Here is an 18,589-nt window from a genome sequence, read left to right on the forward strand (position 1 = left end):
TTCCCTTCGGATGAATATCTCGAAAAAAGCTGCGCCCGAACCGTCCGGTGGGGTGGTCCGGCCGCGGCTGCGGCAGTCCGGTACCCGAAATCGGGAGCCGATGGTGTGACTTCCGCGGTGCGAAGGATCAAAGCATGCGGGCGCGTGGTGCTGCTAATCCGAGAACCGCTGATCCGGGCGCCAACGCCCCCTTGAATTCCCTGAAGTGCACGCACGTCCATGGCTTGGTGGCAGCTTCTTCACACCTTCTCCAGTTTCACTTCCGACCCACCGGTAACCCCTCGTTCGACGAACGGGACATTCCCGCACCAAACCGCTGACGTGCAGGTCAGCGTGGGGATGGGTCGCTGGAGAGCAGGTGCCGACTGCGCATTCGGTGTGCAGATTCTTTGAAGACTCCCAATTTTTACGGCACCTGAGCACAGCTCGGTCGCGGAACTCCGGCGCAGGCCCCCGACAGACCGCTCCGAATGTTGCACGGGCATGAAATGTGCCCGATTCGCCCGGAGTTCAAGGGCGGCATCGGACGCGTTGAAGGTATTGAACGGAATCATCGGAACTATCCGTACGCCATTCCCATGGAAACGGATCGAGTAGCCGGAGAACGGACATAGGCGCATAACAGCGGGCCTTCGGACCCGTCGGTAATGGGCGATTGGCGACGGCGGCACCGACACCCCGGTGGCAGCCGCCCACGGCGTGCGGCACCGTGAAAGGACGCTGCGGGGCCGCGCCCCGGAAAGGAGCCGTCCGTGGACCCCGTCGAGGCGCTGGAGCGGATCGCCTTTCTGCTGGAGCGGCAGGGGGCGGCGACGTATCGCGTCCGGGCGTTCCGTACGGCCGCCACGGTGATCGGGGCGATGTCCCCCGACGAGGTGGAGCGGCGCGCCCGGGACGGCTCGTTGGGGCGGGTCAAAGGGCTGGGGCCCAAGACCACCCGCGTCGTGGAGGAGGCACTCGCGGGCGTACGGCCCGCCTATCTGTCAACTCTGGAGGAGGAGGCGGGCGGCCCGCTGGTCGACGGGGAGCGGGGGCAGCGGCTGCGGCGGGCGCTGCGCGGCGACTGCCATCTGCACTCGGACTGGTCGGACGGGGGCAGCCCGGTCGAGACGATGGCCCGCACCGCCCGCGACCTCGGCCACGCATGGTGTGTGCTGACCGACCACTCCCCCCGGCTCACCGTCGCCCGCGGGCTGACCGCCGAACGGCTGCGGCGGCAGCTGTCGCTGGTGGCGGAGGTGAACCAGCGACTGGCGCCGTTCCGGCTGCTGACCGGGATCGAGTGCGACATCCTCGACGACGGCTCCCTCGACCAGGAGCCGGAGCTGCTGGACCAGTTGGACGTGGTGGTCGCCTCGGTGCACTCCAAACTGCGGATGGACAGGGCGCCGATGACCCGGCGGCTGCTGGCCGCGGTCCGCAATCCGCTCGTGGACGTGCTCGGTCACTGCACCGGCCGGCAGATCACCGGCAAGCTGCGCCCGGAGTCACAGTTCGACGCCGCGGAGGTGTTCGCTGCCTGCGCCGAGCACCACACCGCCGTCGAGATCAACTGTCGTCCCGACCGCTTGGATCCCCCGCGCCGGCTGCTCCGCCAGGCGCTGGAGGCCGGAACCCTCTTCTCCATCGACAGCGACGCCCACGCCCCGGGCCAGCTGGACTGGCAGATCTACGGCTGTGCCCGCGCCGAGGAGTGCGGCGTCGCCGCCGACCGGATCATCAACACCTGGACGGAGCGCCAGTTGGCCGCCTGGACCCGGACGGGCCGGACTCCGCGCCGCTGAACGGGCCGTCAGGCGGCCTGCGGTGCGGCTGCGGGGGGCGCGTCCGGAGCGGTGGCCGGGGTGAGCCGCAGCACCACGACATAGGCGACGACCACGGCGACGATCACCAGCGGCATCACGGTCAGACCGCTCCTCCCCAGCAGCAGGGTGGCCAGCAGTACCGAGATCATCGGCAGCCGGAGCATGGCCACACACATGGCGCCGACGCCCATCGCGAAGGCCGGGGTGAGCGACAGGCCGGGGAGGTGGGACAGCACCACGCCACCCGCCGCACCGAGGAACAGCGCGGGGAAGATCGGGCCGCCGCGGAAGGCGCTCAACGAGGCGCAGTACGCCAGGCCCTTGCACAAGATGAGCAGCAGCAGCGTCGCCACCGAGTAGCCGGCGCTGTCCCGGAACAGCGCCCCCAGCGCCGACTGGCCCGAATAGAGCATCTCGGTGGCGGGCTTGCCGGTGGCCGCGGCGAACGCCACCGCCAGTGCCCCCACCACCAGGCCCATCACCATCGTGGCCGGTACGCGATGACGGACGACATGTCCCTTGAGGAACCGCGAGAGCCACCGCACCCCGGCCGCGAGGAACGCGGCGGCCAGCCCGATGACCAACGCCCAGCCGAACTCCGCCACCGTGGGCTCCGCGGCCTTGGGGATGTCGTGCAGCGCGAGGGAGTACGTACCGAGACCGGTCCAGTCCCCCAGGCCGGTGAAGACCAGCGCACCGATGCCGGACGCGAGCAGGCCGGGCACCAGCATCATCCCGAGCATCGGGCCGCCCAGCCCCGACACCTCCATCAGGAGGAACGCGCCCAGGAGCGGTGAGCCGAGCAGTGCGCTGACCGCCGCGAAGCTGCCGGCGGCGCCCACCGCCGCGACGGCCTGGGAGGTCATGCCCCTGCCCAGCAGCCGTACGGAGCCCGCGGCCAGCCCGCCGCCGAGGGCGATGAGCGGCGCCTCGGGGCCGAGCACCGCTCCGAAGCTGAGGGAGGCCAGGGCCGCGAGCACGATGCCGGGAAGCGCGGAGAGCGGGGGCGCGCCGCTGAGCGACAGTCCGTCGGCCGGCTCGTGGCCGCCGTGGCCCGGCAGGTAACGGACGGTCAGGCCGACCAGAAGTCCGGCCACCACGAGCATCGGGACCGGCCACCAGATCGGTGTGCCGGCGAAGCCCAGCGTCCGCGGCAGATCCTGGTAGATCAGCGGTTCCAGCTCGTGGACCAGCACGAGAAAGCCGAACGCGACGGCACAGACCGGGAAGCCGACCAGCGCCGCCACCAGCAGGAGCTTCAGATACCCACGGGTGCGCACCAGCGCGTACGGATCCTCCGGCACCGTGGCCGACGCCTTGTCCACCGGACCGGCCGGGCCGACCGACATGCGCACCGCCTCCCTTGCCGCCGTCCTGCCGACCCTGCCATGACCGGCCGCGCCCGGCATGCCGGGCGCGGCCCGCGGGCCATGGCCATTCGGGTGGACCGGGCCCGTACCGGGGCCGCGCGGGGTAGGAGGGAAGAACACACGGGCGTCGTGGCGAGCCGGCTGAGGAGCCTGATGAACGAAGGGTCGAGGTCCTTCCGGGACGCGGTGGAGGGGCGTGCGCCGCTGCCTCCCGCGGCGGCCACCTTGGGCATGGAGATCCTCGACGCGGACGCCGGGGACGGCACGATCCGGCTGGCGTTCACCGCGACCGAGAGCTTCACCAACCCGATGGGCAACGTCCTCGGGGCCTTCCTCGCGGCGATGCTCCACGACACCGTCGGTCCCGCTCTCCTCGCCACGCTCCGGCCCGACCAGTTCCAGTCCACCCTGGAGCTGACGGCCTCTTTCCTCCGGCCCGTCCGCCCCGGCCGGCTCTTCGGCACCGGACGCGTCGTGCACCGCGTGGGCGACATCGCCTTCCTGGAGGCCGCGCTCACCGACGGCGACGAGCGGCTCATCGCCACCGCCACCGCCACGGCCCGGGTCATCCCGCTGGACGAGGCACCGGACGCGGCGTGACCGAGCGGCTCAGCCCTGAGGCGCCGCCGCCTCCCGGAGGGCGGCCAGGACCGGGCGGAGCAGCGGGTGTTCCTCGGCTCCGCGGCGTACGGCGGCGAACACCCGGCGGGTGGGGGCCACATCGTCGACGGGACGGACCACCACCCCGGTGAGGTCCATGTCGCGCAGGGCCGAGCGCGGCACGAGGGCCACCCCCGCGGCGGCCGAGGCGAGGGCGACCACGGCCCGGAAGTCGTCGGAGGAGTGCTCCAGCCGCGGCTGGAAACCGGCGTATTCGCAGGCCAGGACGACCACGTCATGGCAGGGGTTGCCGGGGTAGGGCCCGATCCAGGGGTCCTCCGCGAGTTCGGCCAGGGCCACCTGCGCCACCTCGGCGAGGCGGTGGCCGGGCGGCAGCACCGCGTCGAACGGCTCGGCGTAGAGCGGGACCCGGGTCAGCCGTGGGTCGTCGGCGCGGGGCGCGCCCCGGTATTCGACGGCGACCGCCACATCGACCTGCCGGTCGAGGACCATGAGCAGGCTGGCATCGCCCTCGGCGTCCTGGACGCGGACCCGGATGCCGGGGGCGGTGCGGGTGAGCCCGGTGAGCGCGGGCGCGACGACCAGGCCGATGCCGGTGGCGAAGGCCGCGACGGTGACCGTGCCGGCCTCGCCCGAGCCGTAGGCGGCGAGCTCGGACTCGGCGCGCTCCAGCTGGGCCAGGACGGCGTTGGCGTGGGTGAGCAGGATGTCGCCCGCGGCGGTCAGCCGTACGCCGCGGGCGCTGCGCTCCACCAGACGGTGTCCGGTCTCCTGTTCCAGCGCGGCCAGCTGCTGGGACACCGCCGAGGGCGTGAGATAGAGCGCGGCGGCCGCGGCGGTGACCGTACGGTGGTCGGCCACCGCGCGGAGGATGTGCAGCCGTCGTGCTTCGATCATGCTTCCAGTTTCTCAGGCCACGCCCGTGAACGGGGTCAGTCCCCCAGCGCGGACCGCGCGTCGACGAAGGCGTCGACCACGCGGTGGACGTCCTCGGTGGAGTGGGCGGCGGAGAGCTGTACGCGGATCCGCGCCTGGCCCTGCGGGACCACCGGGTAGGAGAAGCCGATGACGTACACCCCCCGCTCCAGGAGCAGCTCCGCCATACGGGCCGCCTCGGCCGCGTCGCCGATCATGACGGGGGCGATGGCGTGCTCCCCCGGGAGGATGTCGAAGCCTTCCTCGGTCATCCGGGAGCGGAACAGCGCGGTGTTGGCGTTGAGGCGTTCGCGCAGGTCACCGGCCGACTCCAGCAGATCGAGCACCTTGAGCGAGGCGGCCGCGATCACCGGGGCGAGCGAGTTGGAGAAGAGGTAGGGGCGCGAGCGCTGGCGCAGCAGCGCGACGATCTCCGCGCGGGCCGCGACATAGCCGCCGGAGGCGCCGCCGAGGGCCTTGCCGAGGGTGCCGGTGATGATGTCGACGCGGTCCATCACGCCGTGCAGCTCGGGGGTGCCGCGGCCGCCGGGGCCGACGAAGCCGACCGCGTGCGAGTCGTCGACCATCACCATGGCGCCGTAGCGGTCGGCCAGGTCGCAGATCTCGTCCAGCGGCGCCAGATAGCCGTCCATGGAGAAGACGCCGTCGGTGACGACGAGCTTGCGGCCGGCGCTGCCGGCCTCCTTCAACTGGCGCTCCAGATCGGCCATGTCGCGGTTGGCGTAGCGGAAGCGGCGGGCCTTGCACAGGCGGATGCCGTCGATGATGGAGGCGTGGTTGAGGGCGTCGGAGATGACCGCGTCGTCCGGGCCGAGCAGGGTCTCGAAGACGCCGCCGTTGGCGTCGAAGCAGGAGGAGTAGAGGATGGTGTCCTCCTGGCCGAGGAAGCCGGAGATCCGCTGCTCCAGCTCCTTGTGGACCTCCTGGGTGCCGCAGATGAAGCGGACCGAGGCGAGGCCGTAGCCCCAGCGGTCGAGCGCTTCGTGGGCGGCCGCGACGACCTCGGGGTGGTCGGCGAGACCGAGGTAGTTGTTGGCGCAGAAGTTGAGGACCTCGCCGGGATTCCCTTCCCCAAGCTCTCGGCTTCGCTCGAGCAGGGGAGACCCCATTGCGGTGACCGCGACGGTGGCGGACTGCGGGGTGCCGATGACGCGCTCGGGCTTGTGCAGGCCGGCGGCGCGGATCTCGTCGAGGGTGCCGCGCAGTTCATCGCGTACGGAGTCGTACATCGGGGTGCTCCTTAAAAAAGTGCGGTGGGCGAGTGAGCCAGCGGCTCTTGCCGGCCGAGCCGGAATGTCAGGCGGTCCAGTCGAGGATGATCTTGCCGCTGCGGCCGCTGGCGGCATCGTCGAAGGCGGCGTCGAAGTCCTGGTGCGAGTAGCGGCCGGTGATCACGGGCGCGAGGTCGAGGCCGCCTTCGAGCAGCACGGACATCGCGTACCAGGTCTCGAACATCTCCCGGCCGTAGATGCCCTTGATCGTGATCATGGAGGTGACGATCCGGGACCAGTCGACGGGGAACTGCTCGGACGGCAGGCCGAGGACGGCGATACGGCCGCCGTGCGTCATGTTGGCGATCATGTCGCGCATCGCCTCGGGCCGGCCGGACATCTCCAGTCCGATGTCGAAGCCCTCGCGCAGCCCCAGTTCGCGCTGGCCGTCGGCGATCGTCGCCTCGGCGACGTTGAGGGCGAGGCTGACGCCGACCTTGCGGGCCAGTTCCAGGCGCGGCTCGCTGACGTCCGTGATCACGACATTGCGGGCACCGGCGTGCCGGGCGACGGCCGCGGCCATGATGCCGATCGGCCCGGCGCCGGTGATCAGTACGTCCTCGCCGACCAGCGGGAACGACAGCGCGGTGTGCACGGCGTTGCCGAAGGGGTCGAAGACGGCGGCGATATCGAGATCGACGGGGACGCGGTGCACCCACACATTGGCGGCGGGCAGCGCCACGTACTCGGCGAACGCGCCGTCCCGGCCGACGCCGAGGCCGACGGTGGCGCGGCACAGATGGCGGCGTCCCGCCTGACAGTTGCGGCACTTGCCGCAGACCAGGTGCCCCTCGCCGCTGACCAGGTCACCGGCCTTGATGTCGGCGACGTCCCGGCCGGTCTCCACCACCTCGCCGACGAATTCATGGCCGATCGTCATCGGGGTGGCCACGGCCTGCTGGGCCCAGCCGTCCCAGGCCCGGATGTGCAGGTCCGTGCCGCAGATGCCGGTGCGCAGCACCTTGATCAGTACGTCGCCCGGACCGACGGCCGGTTCCGGCACGTCCATGAGCCAGAGTCCCGGCTCCGCTTTCTGCTTGACCAGTGCCTTCATCGCAGCGGCTCCCGTACGTGAGTGTGACCTGCCAGGGGCCGGTCCGGCCGCCCGATCTTCGTCAGGAAATCTTCCGTACATGGGCCGCCGGGTCCATCGAGGATTTCTTAAGCGCGGCCACAGCTGCCCTTTACGCCCCACAGGAAACAGGGCTCCCGGGCCCCGGGCCGGACCACGGTCACCCGTTCTGACCAGCCCATTGGATGCGCCGGACGAGCCGGCCGGCGGCGGTGCCCTGCGGCCCGCGCGAGGTGCTGCGGGCGGTCCCCGGGGCCGTGCCGGGGACGGCCGGACGGCTCGGGAGTGTAAACGTTCGCCACCGCAAGCGTCGGAATTCATCACGACGTGAGTGGCCGTGAGACCGGGGTGCACCTCGCTACGTAGGACTGAGTGGCAGCAACACACGGGTGCCGACGCGACGCACCGCGGCCCCCCGTGTGCCCCGTTCCTGTGCGTCCCTGGAGGTCAGTGAATTGAGCCACCGACATGTGAACAAGCGGACCGGCGTCATGGTCGGCGCCGCCGCGGCAGCCATCGGGGCCGCGGCGATCCTGCTCCCCAACGCCAACGCGAGCACGGACCAGCCGGCGGCCCCGAAGACGCTCAGCGCCCACTCGGCCACGCAGCTGGCGGCGTCCCTGAAGGCAGACCTGGGGGACAACGGCGCCGGCTGGTACCTGGACAGCGCGAAGGGCCATCTGGTCATGAACGTGCTGTCGGAGGAGGCCGCCAAGAGCGTCACGGCCAAGGGCGCCGTCGCCAAGGTCGTGCACAACAGCATGACCGCGCTGAAGGCCGGCGCGAAGACCCTGCGCGACTCCGCCTCGGTGCCCGGCACGGCGTGGTCGATCGACCCGAAGACCAACAAGATCGTGGTGCTCGCCGACAGAACTGTCACCGGAGCAAAGATGGCCACGCTCAACAAGGCCACGGGTGGCATGGGTGCGGGCATGGTCACCGTCAAGCGGTCTCAGGGCGAGTTCAAGCGGTACGACGGTGGGAACGCGGGGAGTGCGGCCGGCGGTGCGGCCGGCGCCAACGGCGGGCAGGCGGCGGGCGGTGCCGGGAACGCGGCCGGGGCCGGCGGTGCCGGAGACGCGGCGGGTGGCGGGGGCGCAGCCGGCGGTGCCGGCGGGGCCGGAGACGCAGCAGCCGGCGGTGCCGGGGACGCGGCGGGCGGTGCGGGAGACGGAGCCGGTGGTGCCGGAGACGGCGGGCAGCAGGCCGCGGGCCCGGTCGGCGGCAGTGCCATCTTCGGCGGCAACGCACGCTGCTCGCTGGGCTTCAACGTCACGGTCAAGGGCGCACCGGCCTTCCTGACGGCCGGTCACTGCGGCAACGACTCCAAGACCTGGACGGCGGACCAGGGCGGCAGCCAGCCGCTGGGCACGGTGTCCGACTCCCAGTTCCCGAAGACCGACTTCGCGCTGGTCACCTACGACGACACCGCGGCGAAGCCGCAGAGCGCGGTCGACCTGGGCAACGGCAGCACCCAGGAGATCACCAAGGCCGCGGAGGCCGCCGTCGGCATGAAGGTGCAGCGCTCGGGCAGCACCACCGGCCTCCACGACGGCACCGTCACCGGCCTTGACGCCACGGTGAACTACGGCAACGGCGACATCGTCAACGGCCTCATACAGACGGATGTCTGTGCCGAGCCCGGCGACAGCGGCGGCGCGATGTTCTCCGACGACTCGGCCGTCGGCCTGACCTCCGGTGGCAGCGGCGACTGCACCGCGGGCGGCGAGACCTTCTTCCAGCCGGTCACCGACGCACTCAAGGCCACGGGTGCGGAGATCGGCGCCGGAGGCGGCGGCGCGGGCGGCGCCGGCGATGCGGGCGGCGGTGACGCCGCAGCAGGTGGCGCCGGTGACGCCGCGGCAGGCGGCGCAGGAGCGGGCGACGCCGCAGCTGGTGGTGCCGGTGCGGGAGACGCCGGAGCCGGAAGCGCCGGTGCGGGCGACGCCGGAGCCGGAAGCGCCGGTGCGGGAGACGCCGGAGCCGGTGCGGGAGACGCCGGTGCCGGTGCCCAGGACCCGGGAGCCGCCGGCAGCGGCGACTCGCTGAACTGACCCCGGGAATCCCCCGGATCCCTCTGCGCCATCGGCCCCGTCCCCTTCGACAACGAAGGAGGGCGGGGCCGTTGCGCGGGCCGGGCCCTCAGCCCGAGGGCGAGGTGACGGTGAACAGGCCGCCGTCGGGGTCACGGATGACGGCCTGGCAGCCCTTGCCGTCCGTGGTCGGCGTCACGGGGGTGACGGTTCCGCCGGCGGCCACCGCGTCGGCCGTCACCTTCTCGATGTCGCGGACCGGGAAGTGGACGTGCCAACGGGGGCGCACCCGCGGGTCGGGGGCGGACTCCACCGCGCCGCCGCGCAGGGTGGCGACGGTGTGCGTACCGTCCCGGACGATCACCTGGTCGTGCTCGTAGGTCACCTCGCAGCCGCCGGGTTCCTCGGAGGCCCAGCCGAAGACCTCCGCATAGAAGATGGCGGCGGCGAAGGCATCCCGCGTGCGCAGTTCGAGATTGGCGGGCGCGGCCCCCTGTCCGACCGACCAGGCCAGCGTCTGGCCCTCCCAGAAGCCGAAGGTGGCGCCGTCGGGGTCGGCGGCGTGGGCGGCGCGTCCGGGGCCGACCTTGAGCGGGCCGACGGCGACGGTCCCCCCGCGCTCGCGGATCCGGTCCGCGGTGTCGTCGGCGTTCTCCACCGCGAAGTACGAGGTCCAGGCCACGGCCACTTGGAAGCTCTGGGCGAGGGCACCGATGCCGGCGACCGGCTGCCCGCCGGCGATCGCGACGGAGAACTCGTCGCCGAGGCCGGCCGGACGGAACCGCCAGCCCAGGACAGCGGAGTAGAACTTCTGAGCGGACTGGAGATCGCGGGCCATCAGGCTGACCCAGCAGGGAGCGCCACGCACCGGAGTGGCCGGGCCATGGGCCGACATCACATCTGCCTCCTGTTGCTCTGGGCCCCTTCCCACTCTGCCAGCGACGGGGCGGGGCCGCACCAAGGGCGCGTCCCCTCGGCCGCAGCGCAGTTGTGCCGGTCTTGATCAGGCTCGATGCTGGGAATACGAACCGGGCTGGGTTGATGCCATGAACGCATGGAACGCGGCGGAGAGCGCCGACTTCCGTGGTCCCCTCGACGTCACCAGGGCGGCCACTGCGGTTCTGGACGCCCAGGATCGGATCATCGGGTGGAGCCCGGCGGCCCAGCGACTCCTCGGCTACACCCCGGACGAGATCGTCGGGCAACCCCTGGAGTCCCTGCTGCCGGCCGGTTCCGCGGCCGCACAGCCGCTACAGGACACGCTGAGCGGCAGCGAGGCGCACACGGTGCGCCACCGGGACGGCCGGATCCTGCACATGGCCGTCACGATCTGTCCGCTCGCCGAGGTGCCCGGGAGCGGCGGTGGGCGGCCCGCCCGTGTCCTGGTGGCGGCCGAGCTGGACGATCACCGGATGTGGGAGTCCCGCCAGGCGATGCTGCACGGCCTGGCCACGCAGTCTCCGGTGGGCCTGGGGATCTACGACACGGAGCTGCGACTGACCTGGGCGAATACCGCGTATGTGCGGGAGATCGGGCTGGCGTCGGACGAATTCCTCGGCGTCCGGGCCGATGAGCTGTACCCGGACGGTGAGTTCGTGACCGAGGGGTATCCGCGCACCCTCGACGCGGTGATGCACCAGGTCCTGGAGACCGGCGAACCGATCCTCGATCTGCACTTCGTCGGCCAGCAGCCCTCCGACCCGGGGCCCGATCACGTCTGGTCCTGCTCCTACTACCGGTTGCAGGACGCCCACGGCCGGGTGCTCGGGGTGTGCGAGGACGCTTTCGACATCAGCGGCCGCTACCAGGCACAGCGCCGGCTGAACCTCCTGGTGGAGGCGGGCGCCCGGATCGGCACCACCCTCGACATGACCCGCACCGCGCGGGAGATCACGGAGGTGGTGGTGCCGGACTTCGCGTCCATGGCCACCGTCGACCTGCTGCGGTCCGTACTGCACGGCGGGGAGCCGGAATCGGCCGACGGCACCCTGCCGGCCCTGGTGCGGGCCGCCACCCGCACCGCCGAGCACACCCCGGACGGCCCGCCGGCCGGCCCGCACCGCATCGAGTACCCGCCGGGATCGCTCCAGTACCGCAGTCTGTCCTCCGGCGGCATGGTGCGCGAGGAGGGCACCATGGTGGTGCCGCTGCGGGCCGGCGGCACCCTGCTGGGGCTGGTCACCTTTGTCCGCGGCGCCCCGTCGGGCTTCGACAAGGAGGAGATCGAGCTCGCCGACGAGCTGGTCATCCGGACGGCCGTGTGCCTGGACAACGCCCGCCGCTTCGCCCGGGAGCACACCGCCGCGCTCACCCTCCAGCGCACGTTGCTGCCACAGCATCTGCCGGACCAGTCCGCCGTCGACCAGGCCTACCGCTATCTGCCGAGCGACGACCGGGCCGGGGTCGGCGGCGACTGGTTCGATGTCATCGGCCTCTCGGGTACCCGGGTCGGCCTGGTCGTCGGGGACGTGGTCGGCCATGGCCTCCAGGCGGCGGCGACCATGGGACGGCTGCGGACGACCGTACGCGCCCTGGCCCGGCTGGACCTGTCCCCCGACGAGCTGCTGAGCCGGCTGGACGACCTGGTGGGACAGACCGCGGAGGAGCAGGCTGCCGTGGTCGGCATGGACGCCGGACCGGACGATGTGGCCACCGGCGTGACCTGTCTCTACGCGGTCTACGACCCGGTGTCGCGGCGGTGCACCATGGCGCGGGCCGGTCATCTGCCGCCGGCCGTCGTGGACGCGGAGGGCGGTCTGTACTTCCCGGATCTGCCGGCCGGCCCGCCACTGGGGCTCGGGGGCCTGCCGTTCGAATCCCTGGAGATCGAGCTGCCGGCCGGCAGCCTGATCGCGCTGTTCACGAACGGGCTGGTCGAGGGCCGGGACCGGGACGTCGACGAGGGGCTGGAGATCCTGGGCCGGGTGCTGAGCGATCACCGTCGGCCGCTGGACGAGCTGTGCATCCACGTGCTGGCGGAGCTGCTGCCGGACGGTCCTGCCGTCGACGACTCGGCCCTGCTGCTGGTGCGCACCCGTGAGCTCGACGCCCGGCAGGTGGCGGCCTGGGAGCTGCCCGCGGAGCCGGCCGCGGTGGGCAAGGCCCGCGAGCTGGCCACCGGGCAGCTGCGGGAGTGGGACCTGGAGGAGCTGTCGTATACGACGGAACTCGTGGTCAGCGAGCTGGTCACCAACGCCGTACGGCATGCGGCGGGGCCGCTGCATCTGCGGCTGCTGCGCGACCGGACCCTGCTGACCGAGGTGTCGGACACCGGCCACACCTCCCCCCACCTGCGGCACAGCGCCAGCGATGACGAGGGCGGGCGGGGGCTTTTCATCGTCGCGCAGCTGGTGCAGCGCTGGGGCACGCGCTACACGCCGTACGGCAAGACGATCTGGACGGAGCAGGCGTTTCCGCCGCACTATCCCGGGGCCCCGCGCCCGGCGGGGTGATCCGCCGGACGTCCGGGCACGATGCGGCCCGGCGTACATCGTGCGGGTGTTCGGGAGCGGTCCCATGATGGAACCAAGCGAGGTCCCGGCGACTCGGCGGGCGCGGACAGAGGAGGACCTGTGACGACCAATGGCAGGGATAAGTCGGCCGAGCGGCGCCCGGTCGAGCTGTACACCGGTAGCGAGCGGCCCTATGACCCGGAGGACCTGGTGAAGGTGTCCGGGCGCGAACCCACCCCCGAGAGCCTGGCCTGGGCCAGGCGCCTGATGGACGAGGAGGGTCCCGGCCCCGCCATCGAGCGGTATCTGCCGTGACGACCGGCAGCTGAGGCGAGCGGGCGCGGAGCGCGAAGGGACGGCCCGTTCCGCGGTGTGGGAGGTGCGCAGGCGCACCTGCCGTGGTGGGAGGTGCGCAGGCGCACGGCCCGCGGACGGGCTGCCCCGCGCGCCCGTATGCCGCGCCGCTGCCCCGCGCGCCCGTATGCCGCGCCGTCGTTCTCGCCGTAACAGGCGCTCCGGTGCGCGGAGTTGACGGTCGTTCGCGCCGTGCTGCGGCCACCCGCCACCGCCGCCCACCGTAAACCGCTTGCGGCGGCCCGCGGCACTCGGGAAGATCGCCTCGACCGCCGCCGCGCCGCCTCGTCGGCACGCTCCGGAGCGCCCGGGGAGTTCCCCTCCCCCACGGCGTACCGCTCTGTCCCTCCCTCCTCCCCTTGAGCCCCGCAGGCGGCTCGCGCCGTGCTGACGCCGCTCAGCACGTCGACACCTACCGGCCGGGTCCTGCCCGGGGCTCGCCGCGGAAAGGAACCACCCGTGACCACCGAACGCCTCTCCCCGCCCGTACGCGCGGGCGAGCGGGAGACCCTGCGCTCCTACCTCGACTTCCACCGGGCCACGCTCGCCATGAAGACCGACGGCCTCTCCGACGAGGACCTCAGGCGCCAGGCGAGCCCGCCCTCCACGCTCTCCCTGCTCGGCCTGGTGCGGCACATGGCAGAGGTGGAGCGGACCTGGTTCCGCCGGGTGATCAACGGCGAGGACCTCCCGCTCGTCTGGTCGGCCGAGGGCGACTACCAGGTGGCGTACGACGCGCGCACGGCCACCCGCGCGGAGGCTTTCGACGCCTGGCAGACGGAGGTGGCACACGCCCGCCGGATCGAGCAGGCGGCCGCGTCGCTCGATGTCACGGGCTACCAGCCCCGTTGGGGCGAACATGTCTCCCTGCGCCTGGTGATGCTGCACCTGATCCACGAATACGCCCGCCACAACGGCCATGCGGACTTCCTCCGCGAGGCCATCGACGGCACGGTCGGCCCGTGAGCGGTGCCCCCGGCCGGGCGGTGCCCCGTGGTGCGGACGGCCGGCGCCGTCCCGACGGGGCACCGCCCGCGGTCAGCCGAGCTCCAGGCTGGTGACGGCGAAGGTCCGCTCCTGCTCCGCCGGCGGGACCGGACCGTTGTACATCCGGACCGTGTGCGACTGCGGAGCCAGGCCGCGGGCCGTGGCCAGGGTGTGGGCGGTGTGCCGCGGCCCGGGAACGTCGAGGAAGACCTCGCCGCCCGGGTCGACGGAGGCGACGAGGGTGTCGAAGAGCGCCTCGGCGGCCTCGGCGGTGTCGGCGAAGAGCGGGCCGATGCGATGGCCGGTGCGCGCCGGGCGGAGCACGCCGTAGCCGGCGACCGCACCGTCGCGCAGATACACGCGGGCGGTGTGGCCGGGGGCCGTCAGCCAGCGGGCGACGAAGGCGCGGCGGTCGGCGGGGAAGCACCGCCGGTCGTAGTCGGCGACGGCGTCGAGGTGGGAGCCGGTGACGGGTACGACCTCCGCCGGCGCGGGTGTGCCCGGGCGGAGGGGGCGTCCGGCGTAGCGGATGGTGTCGTGGGCGGGGGTGAACCCGGCGCGCCGGTAGGTGGCTTGCTGGGCGGGGACGGCGTCGAGGCCCACGGTCCGGACACCGGCGTGCGGGAAGGCGGCTCGCCAGGTGGCGAGTCCGAGGCCCTGCCCGCGGTGATCGGGGTGGACGAGGTAGTAGCCGAGGAACGCATAGGCGTCCGAGTAGGTGACGATCGAGACCGCGGAGACGGTCCGGCCGGCGCGGCGTCCGAGGAAGAAGCCCGCGGGGTCGGTGGGGTGGAAGCAGGCGGTGTCGCCGAGGCCGGGGTTCCAGTCTTCGTCGGCGGCCCACTGGGCCACCTGGTGCCAGTCCTCCGACGAGGCGGCGGTGACGGCGAGTTCGCCGGTGTCGGGCTGCTGGTCCGGGGCGTTGCCGAGGGTGGACATGCCGGGTGTTCGTCCCTTCTGGTGGGGTCAGGGGGCGAGCGGGAACGGTGCGGAGCCGGTGGCGGCGCGCGGGCGGGCCGGCCGGGGACAGTGCGACCGGCCGGCCCGTGCGAGCCACCCTGCTCCGTAGGACGGGGTCTAGATCAGGTCCATGGCGGCGACCTCGTCGGGGCGGCCGTAGCTGACCGGTCCCTGGAAGCGCCGCCGGGCGGTGGCGAACCACCAGACGGTGGCGATGATCAGCACCACCGCCAGCGCGATGGGTGCGTAGTTGAACGAGGCGGGCGTGATCGGGGACGCCTGGGGGAGCATGAACAGCACATTGCTGATCAGGATCCAGGCCACGGCGACCGCCGCGACGGGCTTGCCGTAGCGCCCGAGGTTCCACGGCCCGGCCTGGAAGTCGTCGAGCCGCAGCCGCAGGAAGATGGGCACGGCGTAGGCGAGGAACAGTCCGACGACGTTGACGCTCACCACGGCGGTGAAGGCGGTGTGCGACCACCAGCCGGGCAGCACCAGCACCAGGGGGCAGGCCGCGGCGAGCCAGACGGCCTTGACGGGGGTACGGGTGCGCGCGGACACCGAATGCCACCAACGGGAGCCGGGCATCGCGCCGTCCCGGGAGAAGGCGAAGATCTGCCGGGTATTGCTGGTCATGTTGGCAAGACCGCAGAACAGCATGGCGCCGATAACGATCAACAACAGCAACCCTGCGGTGCTTTGGCCGAGGGCGTCGACGAGAATCTGCACGGGCGGCGCCTCGGCGCTCGCGGCGTGACCGTAGTCACGGATCGCATACACCAGAGCAAGCATGAGGATCAGTCCGGTGATCGCGGAGTAACTGATCGCCCGCATGATGCCCCTGGGCGCATTGACGGTGGCCTTCACCGTTTCTTCAGACATGTGGAAGCTGCCGTCGAAGCCGGTGAAGGTCCAGCTGGTGACGAGCAGACCCAGCATTCCACCGTAAATCGCATGGGTGAAGCCGGTGTTGTTGACGAAGTGCATCGCGAACGAAGGCGACTGGTGCTGGTCGGGTATCACGGTCAGTGCACCGACGATCACCACCATGCCGACCAGCAGCCACCACACGGAAATACGGTTCACCAGGGCGACCAGCCGCACGGTATACGTGTTGGCCAGCGCCTGGAGGAGAAGGATGGCCGCGGTGATGCCGACCGTCTGCTGCGGCGTCGGCTCGTAGGACGGCCACTGCATGGCGATGAACGCCTGGATGAAGGTGGCGGCGGCGAAGTTGGTGGCGGCGGTGCCGCCGACCTGGCCCACGAAGTTCAGCCAGCCCGTGTACCAGGACCAGGCACCCTTGTGCCGCTTGGCCAGCTTGCCCGCCGAGAAGTAGAGCGCGCCGCTGGTCGGGTAGGCGGAGGCGATCTCGCCCATCGCGGCGCCGACGAACAGCACCATGATCGATACACCGATCCAGCCGAAGACCAGGATCCGCGGGCCGCCGGCGTTCAGACCGAAGCCGAAGGAGGAGAAGATCCCGGAGATGATGTTGATGATGGTGAAGGAAATGGCGAAATTGTCGAACGCGCGGAATCTGCGGGTGAGTTTCCGCGGGTAGCCCATGGCGTGGAGCGTGGCGTCATCGTCGAGTGTGACGGGATCTGCCGCGTGGGGGGTTTTCGAGCGAGCTGGGGACGTACGCTCGGACACAACCGAAGCCTTTCTGGGGAACCGGAGGGAAAATGGATCGAATGGCGCTGATCCAACGGGCGGGGCGGAATACGGGGGTCTTTTCACGGCGATGCAGCCCATGCGGAGGAGAAAACATCGCGCATCAGCCGTCATGGGGAACGGGAAGGCCGCAGGAGCGTCTGGCTCTGGTCAATTGCTCCTCGGGATCGCCGAATGCACTCCAGGGCATACGCGAGGCATAGGGCCCCATGGCCGTGAAGACTTCCCGCGCTTCGAATTCACGTTTCGCCATGAACAGCGCATGCGCCAGATAGGCCAGATCCAGCACCGGCGTGAAACGGTAACCGGCCATCTGCGGAAGCCAGTTCCGGTAGATGCCCATGGCGGTGGCGATCCACTGGGGCTGCTCCCAGGTGCGGTCCGCGAGCAGCTCGGACGGGTTGTAGTCCTCGACCAGCGCCACCAGCGGCAGCAGCCGCAGCGGCGAGGTGGCCGGGGCCCGCTGACTCAGGAACGCGGCAACGTCCCAGCTCGCGCCGGACGAACCGCCGTAGCGGGTGAAGAAGAACGACAGGAAGCGGTGGTGCGCCTCGCGGTGCCAGGGGTCGAGCCGGAGGATATGGGCGAAGAGGTACCAGGGCCCGGCCGGCGCGGTCAGCAGCCCCTTCGGCGCGGGGTCCTGCGGGCGGTCGAGGCGCGTCAGCGCCAGCTGCGCCACCCAGGGGGTGGGGTCCTTGGGGAGCAGCTTCGCGGCCCGCTCGCACGCCGACTGCGCTATCCGCGCCAGAGCGCCTTGCCGCCGGTCACCGGCGTCGGCCATCCGCAGGGCACGGAGCATCGCCACCCGGGCCCAGAGCAACGCGGCCTCGGGGCCCGGCTCCTCGGCCAGCCAGCGCTCCGCCAGGTCCGAGTCGGCCGCCACGGACGCCAGTACCAGGGACCGGTGGGCGCGCACCTCGAAATCCTCCCGGGCCTCCTTCAGCACCTCGTGCGCGCTCAAGTACCGTCCGGTCCGTACGTCCATACACGCGCGCGCCAGCGCCCGGTCATCGGCAGCCGGACTCCACACGTACTGCCCCTCGAAAGAGCCGGCCGCCATGGTCCCCTCCCGGTCACGAAGGCGTCATCCCCCACACCGGATTCCGGCTGCGCCGAATTCAGCCGGATCCCTGCCACCGGTCAAGTGACAGCGGGCCACACCCTACTCACCCTCAACTCATTGCGAAAACAAGTAGCCTGGAATATCTGGTTCCGCACCTTTTAGTCTCGATGAGATTGAAAAGGAAACAACTTCTGCCCCCGCCGACCGAACATCTCCACTTTGCGACTCCATCCACCACCGCGCATTTATTTGGCATATTCACATGCTCACCGGGCCTTCACAACTGGACATCGTCGCTGATTACCCCTCCGTATCCATCGTTTCCATGGAGGCCGCGCTTCTGTCGCAAGGGCGCCACACCCCCGCCATCCCCGGCACGACGCCCTCGTCCGGACCGGGCCGGCCCCACAACAGCGCACCGCCCTAGGCCAGTTCACGGACGCTTTCCGGCCATGCCGGTCGGGTTGCGGCGCAGGGCCCGGACGAGCGGGTGCGCCGCCCGCGGCGACCGCACCCGTGCACCCCGAGGGACGCGCGCCGCCCCGCGCGGCCACCCCCGCGCCACCGGCGGGGCCTTCACCGCCCCGCCACAGCACCGCGGGCACCCGAACCAACAACATTCAAGGAATTCTCCAGGCACTTGTCGCGGGAAACGGCGGCCGCCCCGGCCGAACAGGCCGATCCGCCACCGGAGTCGACGACGCACAAACATGAAATCGGCTCAAGAGCAACCGAATTAGCGGATGCTACTTTCCGGAACCGCGCGATCACATGTAGCGTTCGTCTGGACCGGAGGCCGTGACTTCACACCACGTCACGGCTGGGTACGGGCATGGGCGCGAGCGTTCTTGCGGTACGAGCGGAGCGATCGCCCCCGATGGGCGCACCTGCACCACAAGTGCGTGGTCGCCACCCCGCCTCACCACCGCACTGCGCCGTGATCGCTGCGCAGCGCTCAGCACCCTTGAACGTCGAGCACCGCCATGTC

The 18,589-nt window shown here is 71.4% G+C and carries 14 protein-coding genes; 6 read left to right on the top strand and 8 right to left on the bottom strand.

Going from position 1 to position 18,589, the window contains the following annotated elements:
- Positions 1-752: 752 nt before the first annotated feature.
- A complete protein-coding gene (locus M8I34_RS16255; protein ID WP_250050166.1) occupies positions 753-1,784 on the top strand; it encodes a PHP domain-containing protein in 1,032 nt (343 codons plus the stop codon).
- 8 nt (positions 1,785-1,792) lie between these two features.
- Here M8I34_RS16255 and M8I34_RS16260 read toward each other — a convergent pair whose 3' ends face one another.
- The gene (locus tag M8I34_RS16260; RefSeq protein WP_250050167.1) at positions 1,793-3,154 is read right to left on the bottom strand and encodes a chloride channel protein; all 1,362 of its coding nucleotides are present in this window, start codon (positions 3,152-3,154) and stop codon (positions 1,793-1,795) included.
- A gap of 174 nt (positions 3,155-3,328) precedes the next feature.
- Between M8I34_RS16260 and M8I34_RS16265 the strand changes: the two genes are divergently transcribed.
- A complete protein-coding gene (locus M8I34_RS16265) occupies positions 3,329-3,775 on the top strand; it encodes a PaaI family thioesterase (protein ID WP_250050168.1) in 447 nt (148 codons plus the stop codon).
- A gap of 9 nt (positions 3,776-3,784) precedes the next feature.
- Here M8I34_RS16265 and M8I34_RS16270 read toward each other — a convergent pair whose 3' ends face one another.
- From M8I34_RS16270 to tdh, 3 genes are all read right to left on the bottom strand, one after another.
- Entirely contained in the window at positions 3,785-4,693 is a 909-nt protein-coding gene (locus M8I34_RS16270; protein WP_244416418.1) for a LysR family transcriptional regulator, read from the bottom strand.
- Positions 4,694-4,728: 35 nt separating this feature from the next.
- A complete protein-coding gene (locus tag M8I34_RS16275) occupies positions 4,729-5,961 on the bottom strand; it encodes a glycine C-acetyltransferase (protein ID WP_250050169.1) in 1,233 nt (410 codons plus the stop codon).
- A 67-nt stretch (positions 5,962-6,028) separates the two neighbouring features.
- Complete coding sequence (gene tdh, locus M8I34_RS16280; RefSeq protein ID WP_250050170.1) at positions 6,029-7,057, bottom strand: L-threonine 3-dehydrogenase; 1,029 nt, start codon at positions 7,055-7,057, stop codon at positions 6,029-6,031.
- 488 nt (positions 7,058-7,545) lie between these two features.
- Between tdh and M8I34_RS16285 the strand changes: the two genes are divergently transcribed.
- Complete coding sequence (locus M8I34_RS16285) at positions 7,546-9,129, top strand: S1 family peptidase (protein ID WP_250050171.1); 1,584 nt, start codon at positions 7,546-7,548, stop codon at positions 9,127-9,129.
- 88 nt (positions 9,130-9,217) lie between these two features.
- Here M8I34_RS16285 and M8I34_RS16290 read toward each other — a convergent pair whose 3' ends face one another.
- Positions 9,218-10,003: a VOC family protein gene (locus M8I34_RS16290; RefSeq protein ID WP_250050172.1), complete on the bottom strand. Its 786-nt coding sequence runs from the start codon at positions 10,001-10,003 to the stop codon at positions 9,218-9,220.
- A gap of 151 nt (positions 10,004-10,154) precedes the next feature.
- Here M8I34_RS16290 and M8I34_RS16295 point away from each other — a divergent pair, with 151 nt between their 5' ends.
- The 3 genes from M8I34_RS16295 to M8I34_RS16305 all read left to right on the top strand — a co-directional run bounded on the left by M8I34_RS16295 (position 10,155) and on the right by M8I34_RS16305 (position 13,880).
- Positions 10,155-12,560, top strand: coding sequence for a SpoIIE family protein phosphatase (locus tag M8I34_RS16295; protein ID WP_250050173.1), 2,406 nt, complete (start codon positions 10,155-10,157; stop codon positions 12,558-12,560).
- Positions 12,561-12,680: 120 nt separating this feature from the next.
- The gene (locus M8I34_RS16300) at positions 12,681-12,875 is read left to right on the top strand and encodes a hypothetical protein (protein WP_030983496.1); all 195 of its coding nucleotides are present in this window, start codon (positions 12,681-12,683) and stop codon (positions 12,873-12,875) included.
- Between the two features lie 498 nt (positions 12,876-13,373).
- Positions 13,374-13,880 (top strand): DinB family protein, encoded by a 507-nt coding sequence (locus M8I34_RS16305; RefSeq protein ID WP_250050174.1) that lies wholly within the window; start codon positions 13,374-13,376, stop codon positions 13,878-13,880.
- 72 nt (positions 13,881-13,952) lie between these two features.
- Here M8I34_RS16305 and M8I34_RS16310 read toward each other — a convergent pair whose 3' ends face one another.
- The 3 genes from M8I34_RS16310 to M8I34_RS16320 all read right to left on the bottom strand — a co-directional run bounded on the left by M8I34_RS16310 (position 13,953) and on the right by M8I34_RS16320 (position 17,598).
- Positions 13,953-14,840, bottom strand: coding sequence for a GNAT family N-acetyltransferase (locus M8I34_RS16310; protein WP_250050175.1), 888 nt, complete (start codon positions 14,838-14,840; stop codon positions 13,953-13,955).
- Positions 14,841-14,978: 138 nt separating this feature from the next.
- The gene (locus M8I34_RS16315; protein ID WP_030083222.1) at positions 14,979-16,430 is read right to left on the bottom strand and encodes an amino acid permease; all 1,452 of its coding nucleotides are present in this window, start codon (positions 16,428-16,430) and stop codon (positions 14,979-14,981) included.
- Between the two features lie 211 nt (positions 16,431-16,641).
- Positions 16,642-17,598 (bottom strand): hypothetical protein, encoded by a 957-nt coding sequence (locus tag M8I34_RS16320; RefSeq protein WP_250050176.1) that lies wholly within the window; start codon positions 17,596-17,598, stop codon positions 16,642-16,644.
- Between the last annotated feature and the right edge of the window lie 991 nt (positions 17,599-18,589).

The sequence above is a fragment of the Streptomyces sp. MCA2 genome (assembly GCF_023544705.1).
Lineage (GTDB): Bacteria > Actinomycetota > Actinomycetes > Streptomycetales > Streptomycetaceae > Streptomyces > Streptomyces decoyicus.